Below are 18,153 nucleotides of genomic sequence, written 5' to 3'. Positions count from 1 at the left end.
GGGGCGGCGCGGGAAGCCCCGCACCGCCCCGTCAAGAGCCGTCAGCCGTCAGCCGTCAGTAGCGGTACCGCTCGTCGTAGCCGCCGTTGTTGTAGTCCTGCTGCTGGTACGGGTACGGCGGCTGGTCCTGCGGGAGTCCCGTGTCGCCATCGCGCTGCTGGGGGACCCACCCCCCGCCGGGCTGCATCCCCGCGTCGGGGGCGTACTGCTGCTGCCCGCCGTACGAGGGCTCCGCTGCGTAGTGGTCGCCGTGGCCCCCGCCGCCGTACTGGTCCTGCCCGTAGGCGGTGTACTGCCCGGCGTACTGCTGGTGCTGGTCGGCGTACTGCTGACCGCCCTGCTGCTGCTCGTACCCCTGCTGCTGGGAGCCGGCGTACGGGTCGGTGTAGCCCGCGTACGCCCCGGCGTCGTACCCGTACTGCCCGGCGTCCGCGTAGACGTCCTGGCCGTTGCTGTGGCCCTGGGCCGCGGCGTAGTCCTGGCCGTCCTGGGTGCCGTAGCCGCCGTAGCTCTCATAACCGCCGTAGCCGCCACCGGCCCCGGCGGCGCCCGGCGCCGCCTGCGCGGCGGCCTGCGTGGCGGAGCCGCCGTAGACGCCGTACTCGCCCGTGTCGTCGGGCAGCGGCTCCGGCCGGTACGCGGGCGGCTCCTGCTCGGCCACCGGGACCGCCTCCAGGTCGGAGACCTGGAGCGTCGGCTCGGCATCCATCGCGGGCGGGACATCCCTGTCGTCGTCGTCATCGCCGCGGCTCAGGCCCGGCACCCCGCGCAGCGCCCACCCGGCGGCGAAGCCGCGCCGGAAGGACAGCGTGACGTACGTCTGGCCGATCGCGAAGGTGATCGCGCCCGCGCCGATCACCAGCACGGACGGGATGAGTACGCCGACCACCACCCCGAGGAAGCCGGTGAAGGCGAGGAGCCGCCAGCGCAGCCGCGCCTTGTATTGCAGCAGCACCTCTCCCAGCAGCCACAGCGCGACGACGCCAAACGCGATGTAGAGGACCGTCCAGCCCATGCCCGCCCCTCTCGTGCGGCCGCCCGTCGGCTGCCGTCTTCAGGACCGCTGATGCAGTCCCAGATTCTCGTAGATCTCCAGTGTCGCCGGGGAGTGGTTCAGCGTAATGAAGTGAAGTCCGGGAATCTCCTCGGCCATCAACCGCGCGCACAACTCCGTGGCGTAGTCGATTCCGATCGAGCGTACAGCCGCCGCGTCGTCCTTCACCGCCAGGATCCGCTCCGCGAGGTCCGGCGGGAAGGCGGCGTTGCTCAGCTGCGCGAACCGTTCGATCTGCCGCACGTTCGTGACGGGCATGATCTCAGGGATGATCGGCGTCGTACAGCCCGCTGCGGCGACCCGGTCACGCAGCCGCAGATAGTCCTCCGCGTAGAAGAACATCTGGGTGATCGCGAAGTCGGCGCCCGCGCGGCACTTGTCCACGAAGTGGCGGATGTCGGTGTCCCAGTCCGTGGAGCGGGGGTGCATCTCGGGGAAGGCCGCGACGCCGACACAGAAGTCCCCCGATTCCTTGATCAGCTGGACCAGTTCGGCGGCGTAGGTGACACCGTCGGTGTTGCGGACCCACTCGCCCATCGGGTCGCCGGGCGGATCGCCGCGCAGCGCCAGCATGTTGCGGATCCCGGCGTCCGCGTACTGTCCGATGACGTTGCGGAGCTCGGCGCGGGAGTGGTTGACGGCGGTGAGGTGGGCGACCGGGGTGAGCGTGGTGTCGGTCGCGATGCGCTCGGTGACGCGCACGGTCCCCTCACGGGAGGAGCCGCCCGCGCCGTAGGTCACGGAGACGAAGGTCGGAGAGACGGCTTCGAGCCGACGGATGGCGTTCCACAGTGTCTGCTCGCCCTTCTCCGTCTTCGGGGCGAAGAACTCGAAGGAGTACGACTGCTCGCCTGACGCGAGCAGATCACGCACCGTCCGTGCGCGATCCGTCCTGGTGGAAGCTGTACCAAGGGCCATACGGGAAGGTTAGCCAGCGCAGGGGCGCACGCCCAGTGGACCGTGACGTTATGCCCTTTTCGCCGGGTCCTGGTCCGCACTGCGGACACCCTGCCGCCGACGGGCGGGCCGAGGCACCCCGCAGCGGCACCCCGCAGCGGCGGCGCTCACAGGCCGTGGGCGCGCACCCGCTTGGCCAGCTCGGCGGCGGCCGCGCCGGGGTCGTCGGCCTCGGTGATCGCCCGCACCACGACGACCCGCCGGGCCCCCGCCTCCAGCACCTCGTCCAGATTCGAGGCGTCGATGCCGCCGATGGCGAACCAGGGCCGCGCGGGCTTCAGGGCGGCGGTGTGGCGCACCAGCGACAGCCCGGGGGCGGACCGCCCCGGCTTGGTGGGGGTGGGCCAGCAGGGCCCGGTGCAGAAGTAGTCGACGCCGGGCTCGGCGGCCGCGGCCTCCGCCTCGGCCGGCGCGTGAGTGGACCGCCCGATCAGCACATCCTCGCCGAGGATCGCGCGCGCCGCCGGGACCGGCAGATCGCCCTGGCCCAGATGCAGCACATCGGAGCCGATGGCATGGGCGACGTCCGCCCGGTCGTTGACCGCCAGCAGCCTGCCGTGGCGGCGGCAGGCGTCGGCGAACACCGCGAGGTGGTCCAGCTCCTCGCGGGCCTCCATGCCCTTGTCGCGCAGTTGGACGATGTCCACCCCCGATCCCAGCACGGCGTCCAGGAACTCCGGCAGATCGCCCTGGCGCCGGCGCGCGTCGGTGCACAGATAGAGCCGGGCGTCGGCGAGCTGCCGACGGGCGGTGGTGGCGGCGGTGGCCATCGGGACGGCTTTCCCCCAGGGTCGGCGGCGTACGGGCCGGAGCGGCCGGCCCGTACGCCGCGGGTGGTGATTCGGCGGGTGGTGATTCAGACGGTGCGGGTGGTGATTCAGACGGTAGGGACGGTACGGATGGTGCGAACGGTGCGGATGGGTGCGGCGGGTCGGCCGTGGCTTCGGCTCATACGGCGAGCGCCTGGGCGCGGCGCTTCACCTCGGTGCCGCGGTTCTCGCGCAGGGCCTGGGCCGGGGTGCCGGGGAGGCTCGGGTCCGGGGTGAAGAGCCACTCCAGCATCTCCTCGTCGCTGAAGCCGTCGTCCTTCAGCAGTGTCAGGGTGCCCACCAGGCCCTTGACGACCTTTTCGTCACCGATGAACTCGGCGGGCACTTGAAGCACCCGGTTCTCGCCACGGCGCACCGCGATCAGCTGACCCTCCTTGACCAGCTGCCGCACGCGCGTCACCTCGACGCCCAGCCGTTCGGCGACGTCGGGGAGGGTGAGCCAGGCGGGGACGAGAGCATCGATCTTTGCGTCAATCTCGGTCACGGGACAAGCCTGCCATCTGGGACTGACAGTGGGTAGTCGGGCACCCGGTACAGCCTCGGCCCGGCCGCCGTCCGCCGGCCCGCGGCCGGGGGCGCCGCCGGGGCGCGGCGAGGGTCACAGGACCGCCGACTTCAGCGGCACCGACGGGTCCACGGCGCGGGCGCGGTCCAGCCGGGAGCCCTGTTCGATCAGCTTGCGGCCCTGGGCCAGATCGCGCGGACGGCCGACCGCCAGCAGGGCGACCAGCGCCCCCTCGCGCAGCCAGCACACCGACCAGGCCGCGCCCGCCGGGTCGCCGCGCCAGACGAGTTCGTCGGCGGCGGCGTGGTGGCCCGCGTACTGCACGAAGCGGCCGAACTGCTCGGACCAGAAGTACGGCACCGGGTCGTAGACCGAACCGGTGAAGTGCGCGGTCCCGCTGCCGACCACATTGGTGGCGACGGTGCGCGGCCCCTGGAGGGCGTTGTCCCAGTGGTGCACCAGCAGCCGCTCGCCGTAGCGGGCGGAGGGGAACGACGCGCAGTCCCCGACGGCGTAGACGTCCGGCACGGTGGTGCGCAGCTGTTCGTCGGCGACGACGGACCGGTCCGCGGCCAGCTCGACGCCCGAGCCGGCCAGCCAGCCCGTGGCGGGCCGCGCCCCGATGCCGACGACCACCGCGTCGGCCGGCAGCCGGGTGCCGTCGCCGAGCAGCAGCCCCCGCTCGTCCACGGCGGCCACCGCCGCGCCGGTGATCAGCTCGACGCCGTAGTCGGCGTACCAGCCGGCCATGGGGGCGGCGACCTCGGCGGGGAGGGCGCTCGCCAGCGGGCGGTCGGCGGCCTCCACCACGGTCACGGCGCAGCCCGCCTCGCGCGCCGCCGTGGCGAACTCCGCGCCGATCCAGCCCGCCCCGACCACCACGATCTCGCGCTGCCCGGCGAGCACCGGGCGCAGCCGCTCCGCGTCGTCGAGCGTGCGCAGCAGATGCACCCCCGGCACGCCCTCGGAGCCGGGCAGGGTGATCGGCTCGGCGCCGGTGGCGATCACCAGGACGTCGTACGGCACCGGCCCCGACTCGGTCTCCAGCCGCCGCGCGCCGGTGTCCAGGCCCGTGACGGACACGCCGAGCCGCAACTCGACGCCGAGCGCCTCGAAGTCCACGTCGAAGGCGGAGCCCTCGGCCTTGCCGAGCAGCACGGCCTTGGACAGCGGCGGCCGGTCGTACGGCTGGTGCGCCTCGGCGCCGAGCAGCAGGATGGAGCCGGTCCAGCCCTGGTCGCGCAGCGCGACGGCGGTCTGGACTCCGGCCATTCCCGCGCCGACGATCACCACCTGCCGGCCGTTGCCCTCCGGGGATGCCGACTTCGTCGTCGTCTCATCGCTCACACGATCACTCTAAGACGGTGTGCGGTGCCGACCGGAGAACCGACGGACGAGATCTCCGGCACAGCGGGCACTGGCACACCCCGTGGCCGGGGACTCGCCCTTCCGGGCGGTTCCGGCCTCGTACTAGGGTGGCGGGACGAAGCTCTCGCGGGAGCCCGGACGCACCGGGCTGAGAGGGAGGCTGAAGCGGCCTCCGACCGTACGAACCTGATCCGGGTCATGCCGGCGAAGGGAGGGGCGTCACGCCCATGCACGCATCATCACGTACGCCGTCACGCACATCCTCGGGTACGCGGCCATCCTCAGGCACGCGGCCATCCTCAGGTACGCGGCCGGACGGGTCGTACGACGCGCTGGTCATCGGAGGCGGCGTCATCGGCCTGGTCACCGCGTGGCGGGCGGCCCTGCGGGGCCTGCGCACCGCCGTCGCCGACCCGGCGCCCGGCGGCGGCGCGGCGCAGGTCGCGGCGGGGATGCTCGCGGCCGTCACCGAGCTCCACTACGGCGAGCAGACGCTGCTCGCGCTCAACCTGGCCTCCGCGCGCCGCTATCCGGACTTCGTGGCCGAGCTGGAGGAGGCGAGCGGCCAGGACGTCGGCTATCGCGCCTGCGGCACGCTCGCCGTGGCCTTCGACCCCGACGACCGCGCCCAGCTCCGCGAACTCCATGACTTCCAGCGGCGGCTCGGGCTGGAGTCGCAGTGGCTGACGGGGCGCGAATGCCGCCGCCTGGAGCCGATGCTCGCGCCGGGCGTGCGCGGGGGCCTGCGGGTGGACGGCGACCACCAGGTCGACCCGCGGCGCCTGGCGGCGGCGCTGCTGACGGCGTGCGAGCGCGCCGGGGTGGCCTTCCACCGGTCCCGCGCGGAGCGGCTGACGCTCGCGGCGGACCGCGCGACCGGCGCCGAACTCGCCGACGGCACACGGCTGGCGGCCGAGCGGACCGTGCTGGCCGCGGGCAGCCTCAGCGGGCGGCTCGCGGGCGTCCCCGAGGACGTGCTGCCCCCCGTGCGCCCGGTCAAGGGCCAGGTGCTGCGGCTGCGCGTGCCGCCCGCGTACGCGCCGTTCCTGTCCAGGACCGTACGGGCCGAGGTGCGCGGCGGGCATGTCTATCTGGTGCCGCGCGAGAACGGCGAGCTGGTCGTCGGCGCCACCTCGGAAGAGCTCGGCTGGGACACCACGGTCACCGCGGGCGGCGTCTACGAACTGCTGCGCGACGCCCATGAGCTGGTGCCCGGCCTCACCGAGCTGCCGCTCGTCGAGACCTGCGCCGGGCTGCGCCCCGGCTCCCCCGACAACGCGCCGCTGCTGGGCCCGAGCGCGCTGCCCGGGCTGTCCGTGGCCACCGGCCACTACCGCAACGGCGTTCTCCTCACCCCCGTCACGGGCGATGTCATGGCCGAGGTGCTGACGCGCGGTGAGCTCCCGGACGAGGCCCGGCCGTTCTCCCCGCGGCGCTTCCCCGCCGCCCACCCCACCCCACCCGTACCGCAGGAGCAGCCCGCATGAGCGCCTCCATGACCGTCTCCGTGAACGGCGAGCCCCGCGAGCTCCCCGGCGGCACGACCCTCGACCTGCTGGTCGCGGAGCTGACCCGGGCGCGCTCGGGGGTCGCCGCGGCCGTCAACGAACAGGTCGTCCCGCGCGGCCAGTGGCCCGCCACCCCGCTCGGCGACGGGGACCGGGTCGAGGTCCTCACCGCGGTCCAAGGAGGCTGAACCCCGGATGGCCGAAACCATGCACGAGACCATGGACGACACCACGTACGCCGCCGCCCACCCCGCCCCGGCGCCGGACCCGCTCACCATCGCGGGGACCGCCTTCTCCTCCCGTCTGATCATGGGCACCGGCGGGGCGCCCAGCCTGGAGATCCTGGAGCGCTCGCTGCTGGCCTCCGGCACGCAGCTCACCACCGTCGCCATGCGCCGTCTGGACCCCACCGTGCAGGGCTCGGTCCTGTCGGTGCTCGACCGGCACGGCATCCGCGTGCTGCCCAACACCGCCGGGTGTTTCACGGCCGGGGAGGCGGTGCTGACCGCCCGGCTCGCGCGGGAAGCCCTCGGCACCGACTGGGTGAAGCTGGAGGTGGTGGCCGATGAGCGCACCCTGCTCCCCGACCCGGTCGAGCTGCTGGACGCCGCCGAGACGCTGGTGGACGACGGCTTCACCGTCCTGCCGTACACCAACGACGACCCGGTGCTGGCCCGCAGGCTGGAGGAGGTGGGCTGTGCCGCGATCATGCCGCTGGGCTCCCCCATCGGCTCCGGTCTCGGCATCCGCAACCCGCACAACTTCCAGCTGATCGTCGAGCGCGCCACGGTCCCGGTGATCCTGGACGCGGGCGCGGGCACCGCCTCGGACGCGGCGCTCGCCATGGAGCTGGGCTGCGCGGCGGTGATGCTGGCGTCCGCCGTCACCCGGGCGCAGGAACCCGTCCTGATGGCCGAGGCCATGCGGCACGCGGTCCGGGCCGGACGGCTGGCCCACCGGGCCGGCCGCATCCCGCGCCGCCACTTCGCCCACGCGTCCTCACCCGCCGAGGGGCTCGCCGCGTTCGACCCGGAGCGCCCGGCCTTCGGGTAGGCCGGTGAGCGGCTAGCGTGGGTGACATGGTGGCCGACCGGATCGAGCGCGAGGTGTACATCCCCGCGCCCGTCGACCGCGTATGGCGGGTGCTGACGACCCCGGAGCACATCCGCGCCTGGTACGCGTTCGGGGGCTGCGAGATCGACCCGCGCTCCGGCGGGACGCTCCGCTTCCGCTGGGACGAGCAGGGCGAGTTCCACGGCCGGGTGGAGCGGGCGGTGCCGGACGCGCTGTTCCGCTTCCGGCTGGCGAGCGAGCCGGACCAGCCCCTGGGCGCGGCACCGGGCGACTCGACCCTGGTGGAGTTCGCCCTCTCCCCCGAGGGCCCCGGCACCCGGCTCCGCCTGGCCGAGAGCGGCATCCGGGCACTCGCGGTCCCGGACGCCGCGAAGGCCAAGCACGCGGAGTACGCGGCGGCGACCTGGACCACCGCGCTGGAGGAACTGGCCGCGCTGGCCGCGGCGTCGCACAACTAGGCCCTGTCCGGCGACCGCGCGCCGTCGTGGGCTGCGGCGGCACAGCTCCCCCACCCGCCCCTTCCCACAACTGGGGCTCCCGCCCCAGCCCCCGGGCCTCAGGTGTGGCCCCACGGGCCGGGGTGGGGCCGTGGTGCGGAGCCGAGCCGTGCCGCCGCGGCCTACGGCGCCGCCCGCGGGGCGCGCCTCACAGCACAAGAGCCGGGCCGCCCCGGGCCCGCCGCCGGGGTCCAGGAGCCCGTGGAGCGGAACAGGCGGCGCATAAAGCTCCGCCGCGATCCGCTCACGCGACCGGGGCCCCCGCCGAGGTCCAGGAGCCCCTGGGGCGGAACGGGCGGCGCGTGGCTCCGCCGCGACCGACTCGCTCGCCACCGGGGCCCGCCGGCGGGGTCCGAGGGCCGGGCCGGCGGGAGATCCGCCGGAACACGCCTTCGTGGCAAGGCCAGACGCGGCGAAAGCCGCACCCCCGCGGCGCCCGGTGTCACCGTTCGGCACCAGTCCCGCGGCCGGGCCGCGCTGGTGTCCTGGCGTGTCGGATCGGGCTCGTAGACTCCTCTCTCGTGGATACGACCCTGCATGACCCCCTGGTCGGACAGCTGCTCGACGGCCGCTACCGCGTCGACGCGCGCATCGCGGTGGGCGGCATGGCGACGGTCTACCGGGCCGTCGACACCCGGCTCGACCGGGTGCTGGCCCTGAAGGTGATGCATCAGTCGCTCGCCACCGACGACGCCTTCGTCGAGCGCTTCATCCGCGAGGCGAAGTCCGTGGCCAGGCTCGCCCACCCCAATGTGGTCGGCGTCTTCGACCAGGGCACCGACGGCTCCCACGTCTATCTCGCGATGGAGTACGTCGCCGGGTGCACGCTGCGCGATGTGCTGCGCGAGCGCGGGGCGCTTCAGCCGCGGGCCGCGCTGGACATCCTGGAGCCGGTGCTGGCCGCGCTCGGGGCGGCGCACCGCGCGGGGTTCGTCCACCGCGACATGAAGCCGGAGAACGTGCTGATCGGCGACGACGGCCGGGTGAAGGTCGCCGACTTCGGGCTGGTCCGGGCCGTGGATTCCAACACCAGCGCCTCCACCGGCACCGTGCTGGGCACCGTGTCCTATCTCGCGCCCGAGCAGATCGAGCACGGCACGGCCGACACCCGCAGCGATGTCTACGCCTGCGGCGTGGTGCTCTACGAGATGCTGACCGGCGCCAAGCCGCACACCGGCACCACCCCGGCGCAGGTCCTCTTCCAGCACCTCAACGAGGACGTGCCCGCGCCGTCGGCGACCGCGCCCGGGGTCGCGCCCGAGCTGGACGGCCTGGTCGCCAAGGCCACCGCGCGCGAGGTCGCCCAGCGCCCCGCCGACGCGGTCGAGCTGCTCGGCCTCGCGCGGGCCGCGCGGGCCGCGCTGACCGAGGAGCAGCTCGACGCCGTACCCCCGCAGGCCAGGGCGGACGCGCACGACGGCTCCGAGGACCGTACGAGCGTGATCCCGCGCCCCGTCGGCGGCATCGGGGGGCCGGTGCCCGCCGATGATCAGCAGCTCAATCTCACCAGCAGGCTGGAGCTCCCGCCGGAGCCACCGCAGACCGGTCGTCCCCGGCAGTCCGCCGGCCGCGGCCGGCTGCCGCGCCGCGGGATCGTGACGATCGTCGTCGGTGTGCTGCTCGCGCTCGGCATCGGGGTGGGCGTCTGGTACATCAATTCCGGCCAGTTCACCAAGGTGCCCTATGTGCTGGGCAAGTCCGAGGCGGACGCCCGGAAGAAGCTGAAGGACGCCGGGCTCGAGGTGAAGGTCACCCGGGAGTTCAGCGATGTCGTGGACAAGGGCAAGGTCATCAAGACCGACCCGGGCGGCGGCAAGCAGATTCGCAACACCGGCACGGTGACGATCCACATCTCCGACGGGCCGCCGCGCACCCAGGTCCCCAATGTCGTGGGCATGCCGCTCACGGAGGCGAAGCAGCAGATCTCGGACGCGAATCTGTCCATCGGCGAGGTGACCAAGACCTTCAGCTCCGAGACGCCGCAGGGCTCGGTGCTCAGCACCGACCCGAAGGCCGGCACCACTCGCCGGCCGAACACCACCGTGGGGATCGTGGTCAGCAGGGGCCCCGAGATCGAGATCCCCGATGTGGTCGGCGAGGACGAGGACGACGCCCGGTCCGACCTCGAGGACGCGGGCTTCAAGGTGAAGATCGCGGAGGAGCGGGTGTTCTCGGACGAGGACGCGGGCTCGGTCGCGGAGCAGTCCTCCTCGGACGGGGACACCAAGGGTGCCAAGGGCGACACCATCACCCTGACCCTGTCCAAGGGCCAGGAGATGATCGAGGTGCCGGACGTCACGGGCGAGTCCGTGGACGACGCCACGGCGGCCCTGGAGGCGGCGGGCTTCGAGGTCGACGTGGACAAGCCGCTGCTGTTCCCCGGCGACACGGTCACCGACCAGTCGGTGGACGGCGGGGACGAGGCGCCCAAGGGCAGCACGATCACGATCAAGGTCAAGGGAGTCCTCTAGGGGGTGTCCGGCGGATCTTTCCCCACCCCGCCCCTTCCCTCAGTGTCGAGCCCCTGCCGATGTGCGGCTCCGCCGCGCGGGGCTCCGCCGCGCGGCAAGGGCCTCGCCCCTGGACCTCAGGGTCTGGGGCAGAGCCTCGGTTGAGGGAAGGGGCGGGGTGGGGGCGCCGCGTCGATTTGCTGCTCCGCAGCGTGGCCGCCGCAGGCGTCAAGATCCGCCGGACAGGGCTGGGCGCCGGCCCCTCCGGGTCGGCGGCCCGGGCCCGGCGCACGGGGGCCGGGCCGGGGCTGGCACTCTGGGCTCGTGAGTACGTCCAAGAAGCGCGCCCGCGACCGCAATCCGGTCGGCGGCCATATCCGGGTGGCTGGCGGCCTGGCCACCATCGGCCTGCCGTACACCCGCGACATCGGCGCCGAGGTCGTCCAGGTCTTCGTCGCCAATCCGCGCGGCTGGGCGACCCCGCGCGGGGTGGCGGCGCAGGACGAGAAGTTCCGTGCGGCGTGTGCCGACCAGTCCATCCAGGCGTATGTGCACGCCCCCTACCTGATCAACTTCGGCTCGCACACGGCCGAGACGGCCGAGCGGTCGGTCGATTCGCTGCGCCACTCGCTGCGGCGGGGCCGCGCCATCGGCGCGCCGGGCGTCGTGGTGCACACGGGCTCGGCCACCGGCGGCCGGGCGCGGCCCAAGGCGCTCGCCCAGGTACGGGAACGGATGCTGCCCCTGCTCGACGAGCTCCACGACGACGACCCCTGGCTGCTGCTCGAGCCGACCGCCGGACAGGGCTCCTCGCTGTGTTCGCTGGTCGAGGATCTCGGACCGTACTTCGACGCGCTGGACCGCCATCCGAAGCTGGGGGTCTGCCTGGACACCTGCCATGTCTTCGCCGCCGGTCATGATCTGGCAGCCCCGGGCGGGATGAAGAAGACGCTGGACGAGCTGGTCTCGGTCACGGGCAAGGAGCGGCTGAAACTGATCCACGCCAATGACTCCAAGGACGTCGCCGGGGCCCACAAGGACCGGCACGAGAACATCGGCGCGGGCCATATCGGCGCCGATCCGTTCCGGGAGCTGTTCCGGCATCCGGCGACCAAGGGGGTGCCGCTGGTGATCGAGACCCCGGGCGGCAAGGAGGGGCACGCGGCGGACGTGGCGCGGCTCAAGAGGCTCCGCGACGGCTGACAGGACCCGGGAATACCCCAGGGGGGTATGGTGTTTCCGCCAGGCGACGGACACGCCACTACCCTCCGGGGGGATCCGATGGAGCACCACGGCCACGCCACCCATGACGGCCACGCCGACCACAGCGAACACGCCGGCGACGCAGATCACGGCGGCCACGCAGGTCACGGCGGCCACAGCGGTCACGCCCCGGCGAGCTGGGCCATGGCCATGCAGGCCACGCTGCACTGCCTCACCGGCTGCGCCATCGGCGAGGTCCTGGGCATGGCCATCGGCACCGCGCTCGGCTGGCACAACGTCCCGACCATGGTCCTGGCGATCGTGCTCGCCTTCGTCTTCGGCTACTCGCTCACCATCCGCGGCGTCCTGCGCGCCGGGCTGGACCTGCGGGCCGCCCTTCGGGTCGCGCTCGCCGCGGACACCGTCTCGATCGCCGTGATGGAGCTCGCCGACAACGCGACCATCCTGGTCTTCCCGGGGGCGATGGACGCAACGCTGGCCGACGCACTGTTCTGGCTCAGCCTGGCGCTGTCCTTCGTGGTCGCCTTCGCCGTGACCACCCCCGTCAACCGGTGGATGATCGGCCGCGGCAAGGGCCACGCCGTGGTGCACCAGTACCACTGACGCCGCCGGCACCGCCGACCGCCGACGCCTGGAGCTCCGGGCCGACCCCTAGAGCTCCGGGCCGTCCCCCGGCTGCTCCTGGTAGGAGTAGCGCTGCTCGCTCCACGGGTCGCCGATGTTGTGGTAGCCGCGCTCCTCCCAGAAGCCGCGGCGGTCGGCGGTCATGTACTCCACACCCCGGACCCATTTGGGCCCCTTCCAGGCGTAGAGATGGGGAACGACCAGCCGGACCGGAAAACCGTGCTCGGCGGTGAGCAGTTCGCCGTCCTTGTGCGTGGCGAAGATGGTCTTCTCCGCGGTGAAATCCGAGAGCCGCAGATTCGAGCTGAAGCCGTACTCCGCCCACACCATCACATGCGTGACCCCGGGAGCGGGCGGCGCGAGTTCCGCGATCCGGCGCGCCGTCACGCCGCCCCATTCCGCGCCCAGCATGCTGAATTTCGTCACGCAGTGCAGATCGGCCATGACGGTGGAGTACGGAAGCGCCGAGAACTCGTCATGCGTCCAGGCGTGCTTTTCCCCGTCGGCCGTGGCGCCGAAGACCCGGAACTCCCAGCGGTCCGGCTTGAACTTGGGCACCGGCCCATAGTGCGTAACCGGCCAACCGCGTTGCAGCCGCTGCCCCGGAGGCAGCGATCCGAGCTCCCCCTCGCGGCTTTCCGACTGACCCATGGGCTCCATGGTGTCAGACCTTCGGGGGTGGTCGTGACCAGGGCGGTAGCTATCCGGGCAACTCGTACTAAGCGTGCACTTACTGGACGCTCCGGATGGGCGGTGCGACGATGCGCACAACCGGCCGTCCCCGTTCGGATTGGAAGGAGCCCCTTCGATGCAGGGCGACCCCGAGGTCCTCGAGTTTCTCAACGAGCAGCTGACCGGCGAGCTGACCGCGATCAATCAGTACTTCCTGCATTCGAAGATGCAGGAGAACTTCGGCTGGACGAAGCTCGCGACGTATACCCGGGCGGAATCGTTCGACGAGATGAAGCACGCCGAGGTGATCACCGACCGGATCCTTCTCCTGGACGGGCTGCCCAATTACCAGCGGCTGTTCCATGTGCGCGTGGGCCAGTCGGTCACCGAGATGTTCCAGGCGGACCGCCAGGTGGAAATCGAGGCCATCGACCGCCTCAAGCGCGGGATCGAGGTCATGCGGACCAAGGGCGACATCACCTCGGCCAATATCTTCGAGGACATCCTCGCCGACGAGGAGCAGCACATCGACTATCTCGAAACCCAGCTCGCGCTGATCGAGAAGCTCGGCGAGGGGCTGTACATCGCCCAGCAGATCGAACAGCCGGACACCTGAGCGGAGACCTGACCGCAGACCCGACCGCAGACCAGATCGGGGCGTTACGCGGCTTCCGCGACCTGGGGCCCGGACGCCGACGCGACGGCGGGCATACCGGCCGGGCCGAGCGTGTCCAGCGACTCGCGCCGGGGGCACGCCCCGCGGCCGAGCAGCGCCTGGATGCGCCGCACACAGGAGCCGCAGTCCGTGCCGGCCTTGCAGGCGCCGGCGATCTGGCGCGGGGTGCAGGCGCCGGACTCGGCGTGCTCGCGCACCTGCTTCTCGGTGATGCCGAAGCATGAGCAGACGTACACGCGGCTCTCCAGATCGATCAGTGAGGTAACCCTTACCTTACCGTCCCCTCGGGAGGGCGGACAACGCCGATGGGGCACGGATCGTTGTGATCCGCGCCCCATCGCACCGTTCAGTCCCGGTATGTCACCGGCCTCGGCATGTCACTGGTCGCGGTACATCTCCGCGACCAGGAACGCCAGGTCCAGCGACTGGCTGCGGTTGAGCCGCGGGTCGCAGGCCGTCTCGTAGCGCTGGTGCAGATCGTCGACGAAGATCTCGTCGCCGCCGCCCACGCACTCGGTCACATCGTCGCCGGTCAGCTCCATGTGGATGCCGCCCGGGTGGGTGCCGAGACCCTTGTGGACCTCGAAGAAGCCCTTGACCTCGTCCAGCACATCGTCGAAGCGCCGCGTCTTGTGCCCGGACGCCGCCTCGAAGGTGTTGCCGTGCATCGGGTCGCAGACCCAGACCACCTGGGCGCCGGAGGCCGTGACCTTCTCCACCAGGTCGGGCAGCTTGTCGCGGACCTTGTCCGCGCCCATCCGGGTGATGAAGGTGAGCCGGCCGGGCTCGCGGTTCGGGTCGATCCGCTCGATCAGCGCCAGCGCGTCTTCCGGCGTCGTCGACGGGCCGAGCTTCACCCCGACGGGGTTGCGGATCCGCGATGCGAACTCGATATGCGCCCCGTCCAGCTGGCGGGTGCGCTCGCCGATCCACACCATGTGGCCGGACACGTCGTACAGCTCGCCCGTACGGGAGTCCGTGCGGGTCAGCGCCGACTCGTAGTCCAGGATCAGCGCCTCGTGCGAGGCGAAGAACTCGACGGTCCTGAACTCCTCCGGGTCCACCCCGCAGGCGTTCATGAAGTTCATCGCCCGGTCGATCTCGCGCGCCAGCGCCTCGTAGCGCTGCCCCGCGGGGGACGACTTCACGAAGTCCTGGTTCCAGGCGTGCACCTGGCGCAGGTCCGCGTAGCCGCCGGTGGTGAAGGCGCGCACGAGGTTCAGCGTCGAGGCGGAGGCCTGGTACATCCGCTTGAGCCGCTGCGGGTCCGGGATCCGGGCCTTCTCGGTGAACTCGAAGCCGTTGACCGAGTCGCCGCGGTAGGTCGGCAGGGTCACCCCGTCACGGGTCTCGGTCGGCTTGGAGCGCGGCTTGCTGTACTGGCCGGCGATCCGCCCGACCTTCACCACCGGGATCTGCCCGGCGTAGGTCAGCACGGCGCCCATCTGCAACAGCGTCTTCAGCTTGTTGCGGATCTGGTCCGCGCCCACGGCGTCGAACGCCTCGGCGCAGTCGCCGCCCTGGAGCAGAAACGCCTCACCCCGGGCCACGGCTCCCAGACGCTCCCGCAGCTGGTCGCACTCGCCCGCGAAAACGAGCGGCGGATAGGACTCGAGCTCGGCGATCACCTCGCGCAGAGCCGCTTGGTCCGGCCAGTCGGGCTGCTGCGCCGCGGGAAGAGACTTCCAGGTGTGGCCACCGGTGTGGGTTTCAGCGTTCACGGTCACGCCAGCAAGGTTACGGGGTCCCCCCGCGCGTCCAGCCCCCTGCCCACAGGTTGAGACACCTTCCGCCGCCCCGGCCGCGGGCCGCACGGCTCCCGTCCGGCGAGCGAGGTTTCCGCGGGGCTCCTCGGCGCTACAAAGAACTCATGGGGGATGACATCAGAAACGAGTTCTCGGGGACGGCTCACACGGTCGTCCAGGCGGGCTTGATCGAACGGCTCACGATGGCCGGGCCGCCCGCCCCACCGCCGGAGGCGCTCGCCGGGCTGCCACCCGCCCCGGGCGCGTTCGCCGGGCGGCGGGAACCGCTCCAGGAGCTGCTCGCCGAGCTGAAGCCGAGGGTCGGCCCGCGCGGCAGGCCCGGCCACAGGCCGAGAAGGTCCGTGGTGTGGGCCTGGGCCGGCCGGCAGAACGTCGTCGCCGTCTCCGGACCCGCGGGCGTCGGCAAGACCGCGCTCGTGCTGCACGCCGGGCACACCGCCAGGGCCCGCCGCTGGTACGGCGCCGAGCTGTACCTGGACCTGCGCGGTTATGAGCGCGAGCCCGACGACCGGGTCTCGGCGTACGACGCGCTCGGCTCGTTCCTGCGGGCGCTGCGCGTGGCCCAGCGCGATATCGAGGGCCGGAGCCTGGAGGAGCGCCATCGCCTGTATCGCAGCGAGATGAGCGCCCTGGCCGAGCGGGGGCGCCCGGTGCTCGTCGTGCTCGACAACGCCGCCTCCGTAGAGCAGGTGGCACTGTTGCTGCCGCCGCACCCCAGGAACTGCTGCGTGATCGTCGGACGGCACATCCTGGCCGGTGGTGCGCTGAGCGGTGCGCGCCAGCACCACGTGGACGTCCTGCCCGAGGACGAGGCGGTCGCGTTCCTCGCCGCCGCGCTGAAGGCCGCCTCCGTGGCGGACCGGCGGGTGAGCGGGCATGGGCGGGACGCGCGCCGGCTCGCCGAGCTGTGCGACCGGCTGCCGCTCGCCCTGGACCTGGTCGCGGCCAGGCTCGTCACCACGCCGGGCCTGCCGGTGGGCGAGCTCGCCGACCGGCTGCGCGACGAGGCCCGCCGCCTCGACGCCCTGCGCGCCCCCGACGCGGGTCCCGACACCGGTCCGGCTTCAGCGGCGGTGCGCTCGGCGTTCACCCTCTCGTACGAGCGGCTGCCTGCCGCCGAGGCACGGCTGTTCCGGCTGCTCTCACTCCACCCGGGCCCGCACCTCTTCGCCGACACCGCCGCGGCCCTGGTGGGCGAGCCCGTTCCCGAGGTCGAACCACGGCTGGAGGAGCTGCGCCGCGCGCACATGATCACGGGAAGGTACCGCGGCCCCTACCGCCTCCACAGCCTGGTGCGGCTGTACGCGGCTGAGCGCGCCGCGGCACAGGAGCCGGCGGTGGCCCGGCACGACGCGGTCGGACGGCTGGTCACCCACTACGCCGACCGGGCGGGCGAGGCCGACGCCTGGCTGCGGCCGTCCTCGGAGCGCGGACGGCGACTGCACAGCCGTGCCGAGCGGGGCCTGCTCACCAACCGTCCGATGGCCCTGTACTGGCTGGCCACCGAGCGCCTGTGTCTGATCGCGGCCGTGCGGCTGGCCCACGCGAGCGGGCACGACGCCGCGGCCATCGCTCTGGCGCTGCGCCTGACCGCGTTCTTCGACCTGTACAAGTTCTGGGACGACTGGCTGGACACCCATCGGCTGGCGGCGGAGGCCGCGCACCGCTCGGGGGACCGGGCGGCCGAGGCGGAGGCGCTGTGGCGGATCGGCACCGCGCACCGCCAGCAGGCCCGTCGCGAGCCGGCGCTGGAGGCTTACGCGCATGCGCGGCGGCTGTGGACGGAGCTCGGCGACGAGCGGCGCGTCGCCGAGGTGTGGGGGGAGGCGCTGCGCGTCCTCCAGCAGTGCGAGGACGAGCTGGCCTCCCGGGGCCGTCCCGTCGCCCGGGCGGCCGTCGAAGCGTACGAAAGGACGGTCGACAGCTTCGCGGGCGAAACGGATGAGGCGGGGGGCTTCGACGGCGCCGCCCGCGCCGCCGTGCTGAGCAACCTCGGCGACCTCTACGCGGGCGACGGCGTGGCCGACTACAGTGCCGCGCTCCGCTGCCACCAGCGGGCCCTCGCACTGCGCGAGCGCTGCGGGGACCTCCGCGGCCAGGCCCAGTCCCTGACCAATCTGGGCCATGCCCATTACCAGCGCGGCGAGCGGCGGGACGGTGAGGACGACCTGGCGGCGGCCACCCGCAGCTACGAGCGGGCGCTCGGCCTCTTCCGGGAGGCCGACGACGCCCACGGCGAGGCTTGGACCGCGTACAACCTGGGCCTGGTGGCCCTCAGGGCCCGGTCCGCGCGCCGGGGCGACCTGCGCGCGGTGGGGCGGGCCAGGCGCCACTGGCGCGCAGCGGTCCGGCTGCTGGAGAGCCGTGGCCTGCGGGCGGAGGCGGACCGGATCCAGGACGCCCTCGGCGGCCTCCGGCCCGGCCGGGGCCGCGGATCGCGGATCGCCTCGCTCGCCCGGAGCGCGGGCCACACGTTCGGCGTCGCCCTGTCGGCCGTGGTGGTGGGCGGGGAGCTGCTCCCGGACGCGGCGGACCACTCCGCCGTCGAGCACCACCCGACGGACTTCCTGACCGGCCTGGGCCTCCCCGCCGACTCCGGCGTCGGAGGCGGCGATGCCGCCGGTGACGTCGCCGGGCTCGTCGCGGACGTGATCGAGGACTTCGGGGACCCGGTCCCCGATTTCGGAGTGGGCTACGTGAACGACGACGACGCGTCGCCCGACCACTCGGGCGACGGCGGTGGTGGCGGAGGAGGCGGGGGAGGCGACCACCACAGCGGCGGAGGCGGAGGCGGCGACCACCACGACAGTGGCGGAGGCGGAGGCGGCGGTCACCACAGCGGAGGCGGAGGCGGCGGAGGCGGAGGCGGAGGCGGAGGCGGCGGGCGCGACCACGACGACCACGACCACCGCTGGGACTGAGGCCGACACATGCGGTAGGGTCCGGCC

The 18,153-nt window shown here is 73.0% G+C and carries 17 protein-coding genes and 1 riboswitch; of the genes, 9 read left to right on the top strand and 8 right to left on the bottom strand.

Translation table 11 applies throughout. The features are described from left to right. Positions 1 to 55: 55 nt before the first annotated feature. From ABTY62_RS25580 to ABTY62_RS25560, 5 genes are all read right to left on the bottom strand, one after another. Positions 56 to 1,015: a hypothetical protein gene (locus ABTY62_RS25580; protein WP_352131756.1), complete on the bottom strand. Its 960-nt coding sequence runs from the start codon at positions 1,013 to 1,015 to the stop codon at positions 56 to 58. Between the two features lie 39 nt (positions 1,016 to 1,054). Beyond that, complete coding sequence (metF, locus tag ABTY62_RS25575; protein ID WP_352131755.1) at positions 1,055 to 1,972, bottom strand: methylenetetrahydrofolate reductase [NAD(P)H]; 918 nt, start codon at positions 1,970 to 1,972, stop codon at positions 1,055 to 1,057. A gap of 146 nt (positions 1,973 to 2,118) precedes the next feature. Next, positions 2,119 to 2,781 carry a thiamine phosphate synthase gene (thiE, locus tag ABTY62_RS25570; RefSeq protein ID WP_352131754.1) on the bottom strand — a complete coding sequence of 221 codons (663 nt, stop codon included), beginning with the start codon at positions 2,779 to 2,781 and terminating at the stop codon, positions 2,119 to 2,121. 178 nt (positions 2,782 to 2,959) lie between these two features. Next, the gene (locus ABTY62_RS25565; RefSeq protein WP_311724720.1) at positions 2,960 to 3,325 is read right to left on the bottom strand and encodes an Rv2175c family DNA-binding protein; all 366 of its coding nucleotides are present in this window, start codon (positions 3,323 to 3,325) and stop codon (positions 2,960 to 2,962) included. 114 nt (positions 3,326 to 3,439) lie between these two features. After that, positions 3,440 to 4,618, bottom strand: coding sequence for an NAD(P)/FAD-dependent oxidoreductase (locus ABTY62_RS25560; RefSeq protein ID WP_352131789.1), 1,179 nt, complete (start codon positions 4,616 to 4,618; stop codon positions 3,440 to 3,442). A 212-nt stretch (positions 4,619 to 4,830) separates the two neighbouring features. Then, positions 4,831 to 4,944, top strand: a riboswitch (TPP riboswitch). On the opposite strand from ABTY62_RS25560, the gene thiO reads away from it, so the two are divergent. The 7 genes from thiO to ABTY62_RS25525 all read left to right on the top strand — a co-directional run bounded on the left by thiO (position 4,942) and on the right by ABTY62_RS25525 (position 12,070). Next, positions 4,942 to 6,201 (top strand): glycine oxidase ThiO, encoded by a 1,260-nt coding sequence (gene thiO / locus ABTY62_RS25555; RefSeq protein WP_352131753.1) that lies wholly within the window; start codon positions 4,942 to 4,944, stop codon positions 6,199 to 6,201. It overlaps the preceding riboswitch by 3 nt. A gap of 8 nt (positions 6,202 to 6,209) precedes the next feature. Continuing rightward, a complete protein-coding gene (thiS, locus tag ABTY62_RS25550) occupies positions 6,210 to 6,410 on the top strand; it encodes a sulfur carrier protein ThiS (RefSeq protein WP_385348906.1) in 201 nt (66 codons plus the stop codon). Positions 6,411 to 6,441: 31 nt separating this feature from the next. Next, positions 6,442 to 7,275: a thiazole synthase gene (locus tag ABTY62_RS25545; RefSeq protein WP_352131788.1), complete on the top strand. Its 834-nt coding sequence runs from the start codon at positions 6,442 to 6,444 to the stop codon at positions 7,273 to 7,275. A gap of 26 nt (positions 7,276 to 7,301) precedes the next feature. Next, positions 7,302 to 7,754 (top strand): SRPBCC domain-containing protein, encoded by a 453-nt coding sequence (locus ABTY62_RS25540; protein WP_352131752.1) that lies wholly within the window; start codon positions 7,302 to 7,304, stop codon positions 7,752 to 7,754. A 560-nt stretch (positions 7,755 to 8,314) separates the two neighbouring features. Further along, on the top strand, positions 8,315 to 10,264 hold the full coding sequence (pknB, locus tag ABTY62_RS25535; protein ID WP_352131751.1) for a Stk1 family PASTA domain-containing Ser/Thr kinase: 1,950 nt from the start codon (positions 8,315 to 8,317) through the stop codon (positions 10,262 to 10,264). Positions 10,265 to 10,567: 303 nt separating this feature from the next. Next, on the top strand, positions 10,568 to 11,446 hold the full coding sequence (locus ABTY62_RS25530) for a deoxyribonuclease IV (RefSeq protein WP_352131750.1): 879 nt from the start codon (positions 10,568 to 10,570) through the stop codon (positions 11,444 to 11,446). Between the two features lie 78 nt (positions 11,447 to 11,524). Next, positions 11,525 to 12,070: a DUF4396 domain-containing protein gene (locus ABTY62_RS25525; protein WP_352131749.1), complete on the top strand. Its 546-nt coding sequence runs from the start codon at positions 11,525 to 11,527 to the stop codon at positions 12,068 to 12,070. Between the two features lie 48 nt (positions 12,071 to 12,118). Here the strand turns inward: ABTY62_RS25525 and ABTY62_RS25520 are convergent, their stop codons facing one another. Next, positions 12,119 to 12,742, bottom strand: coding sequence for a sulfite oxidase-like oxidoreductase (locus ABTY62_RS25520; protein WP_352131748.1), 624 nt, complete (start codon positions 12,740 to 12,742; stop codon positions 12,119 to 12,121). A 157-nt stretch (positions 12,743 to 12,899) separates the two neighbouring features. Here ABTY62_RS25520 and bfr point away from each other — a divergent pair, with 157 nt between their 5' ends. Further along, positions 12,900 to 13,379 carry a bacterioferritin gene (bfr, locus tag ABTY62_RS25515; RefSeq protein WP_311724711.1) on the top strand — a complete coding sequence of 160 codons (480 nt, stop codon included), beginning with the start codon at positions 12,900 to 12,902 and terminating at the stop codon, positions 13,377 to 13,379. 44 nt (positions 13,380 to 13,423) lie between these two features. Here the strand turns inward: bfr and ABTY62_RS25510 are convergent, their stop codons facing one another. Next, positions 13,424 to 13,675 (bottom strand): (2Fe-2S)-binding protein, encoded by a 252-nt coding sequence (locus tag ABTY62_RS25510; RefSeq protein WP_352131747.1) that lies wholly within the window; start codon positions 13,673 to 13,675, stop codon positions 13,424 to 13,426. Positions 13,676 to 13,816: 141 nt separating this feature from the next. Then, positions 13,817 to 15,166 carry a class II 3-deoxy-7-phosphoheptulonate synthase gene (locus ABTY62_RS25505; RefSeq protein WP_502997515.1) on the bottom strand — a complete coding sequence of 450 codons (1,350 nt, stop codon included), beginning with the start codon at positions 15,164 to 15,166 and terminating at the stop codon, positions 13,817 to 13,819. Positions 15,167 to 15,309: 143 nt separating this feature from the next. On the opposite strand from ABTY62_RS25505, the gene ABTY62_RS25500 reads away from it, so the two are divergent. Beyond that, positions 15,310 to 18,126, top strand: coding sequence for a tetratricopeptide repeat protein (locus tag ABTY62_RS25500; RefSeq protein WP_352131746.1), 2,817 nt, complete (start codon positions 15,310 to 15,312; stop codon positions 18,124 to 18,126). Positions 18,127 to 18,153: the final 27 nt, after the last annotated feature.

Origin of the sequence: Streptomyces sp. NPDC097640 (assembly GCF_040302705.1) — a bacterium.
Lineage (GTDB): Bacteria > Actinomycetota > Actinomycetes > Streptomycetales > Streptomycetaceae > Streptomyces.
Note: the sequence above shows the minus strand (reverse complement) of the source record. Positions and strands in the feature narration are given on the sequence as shown.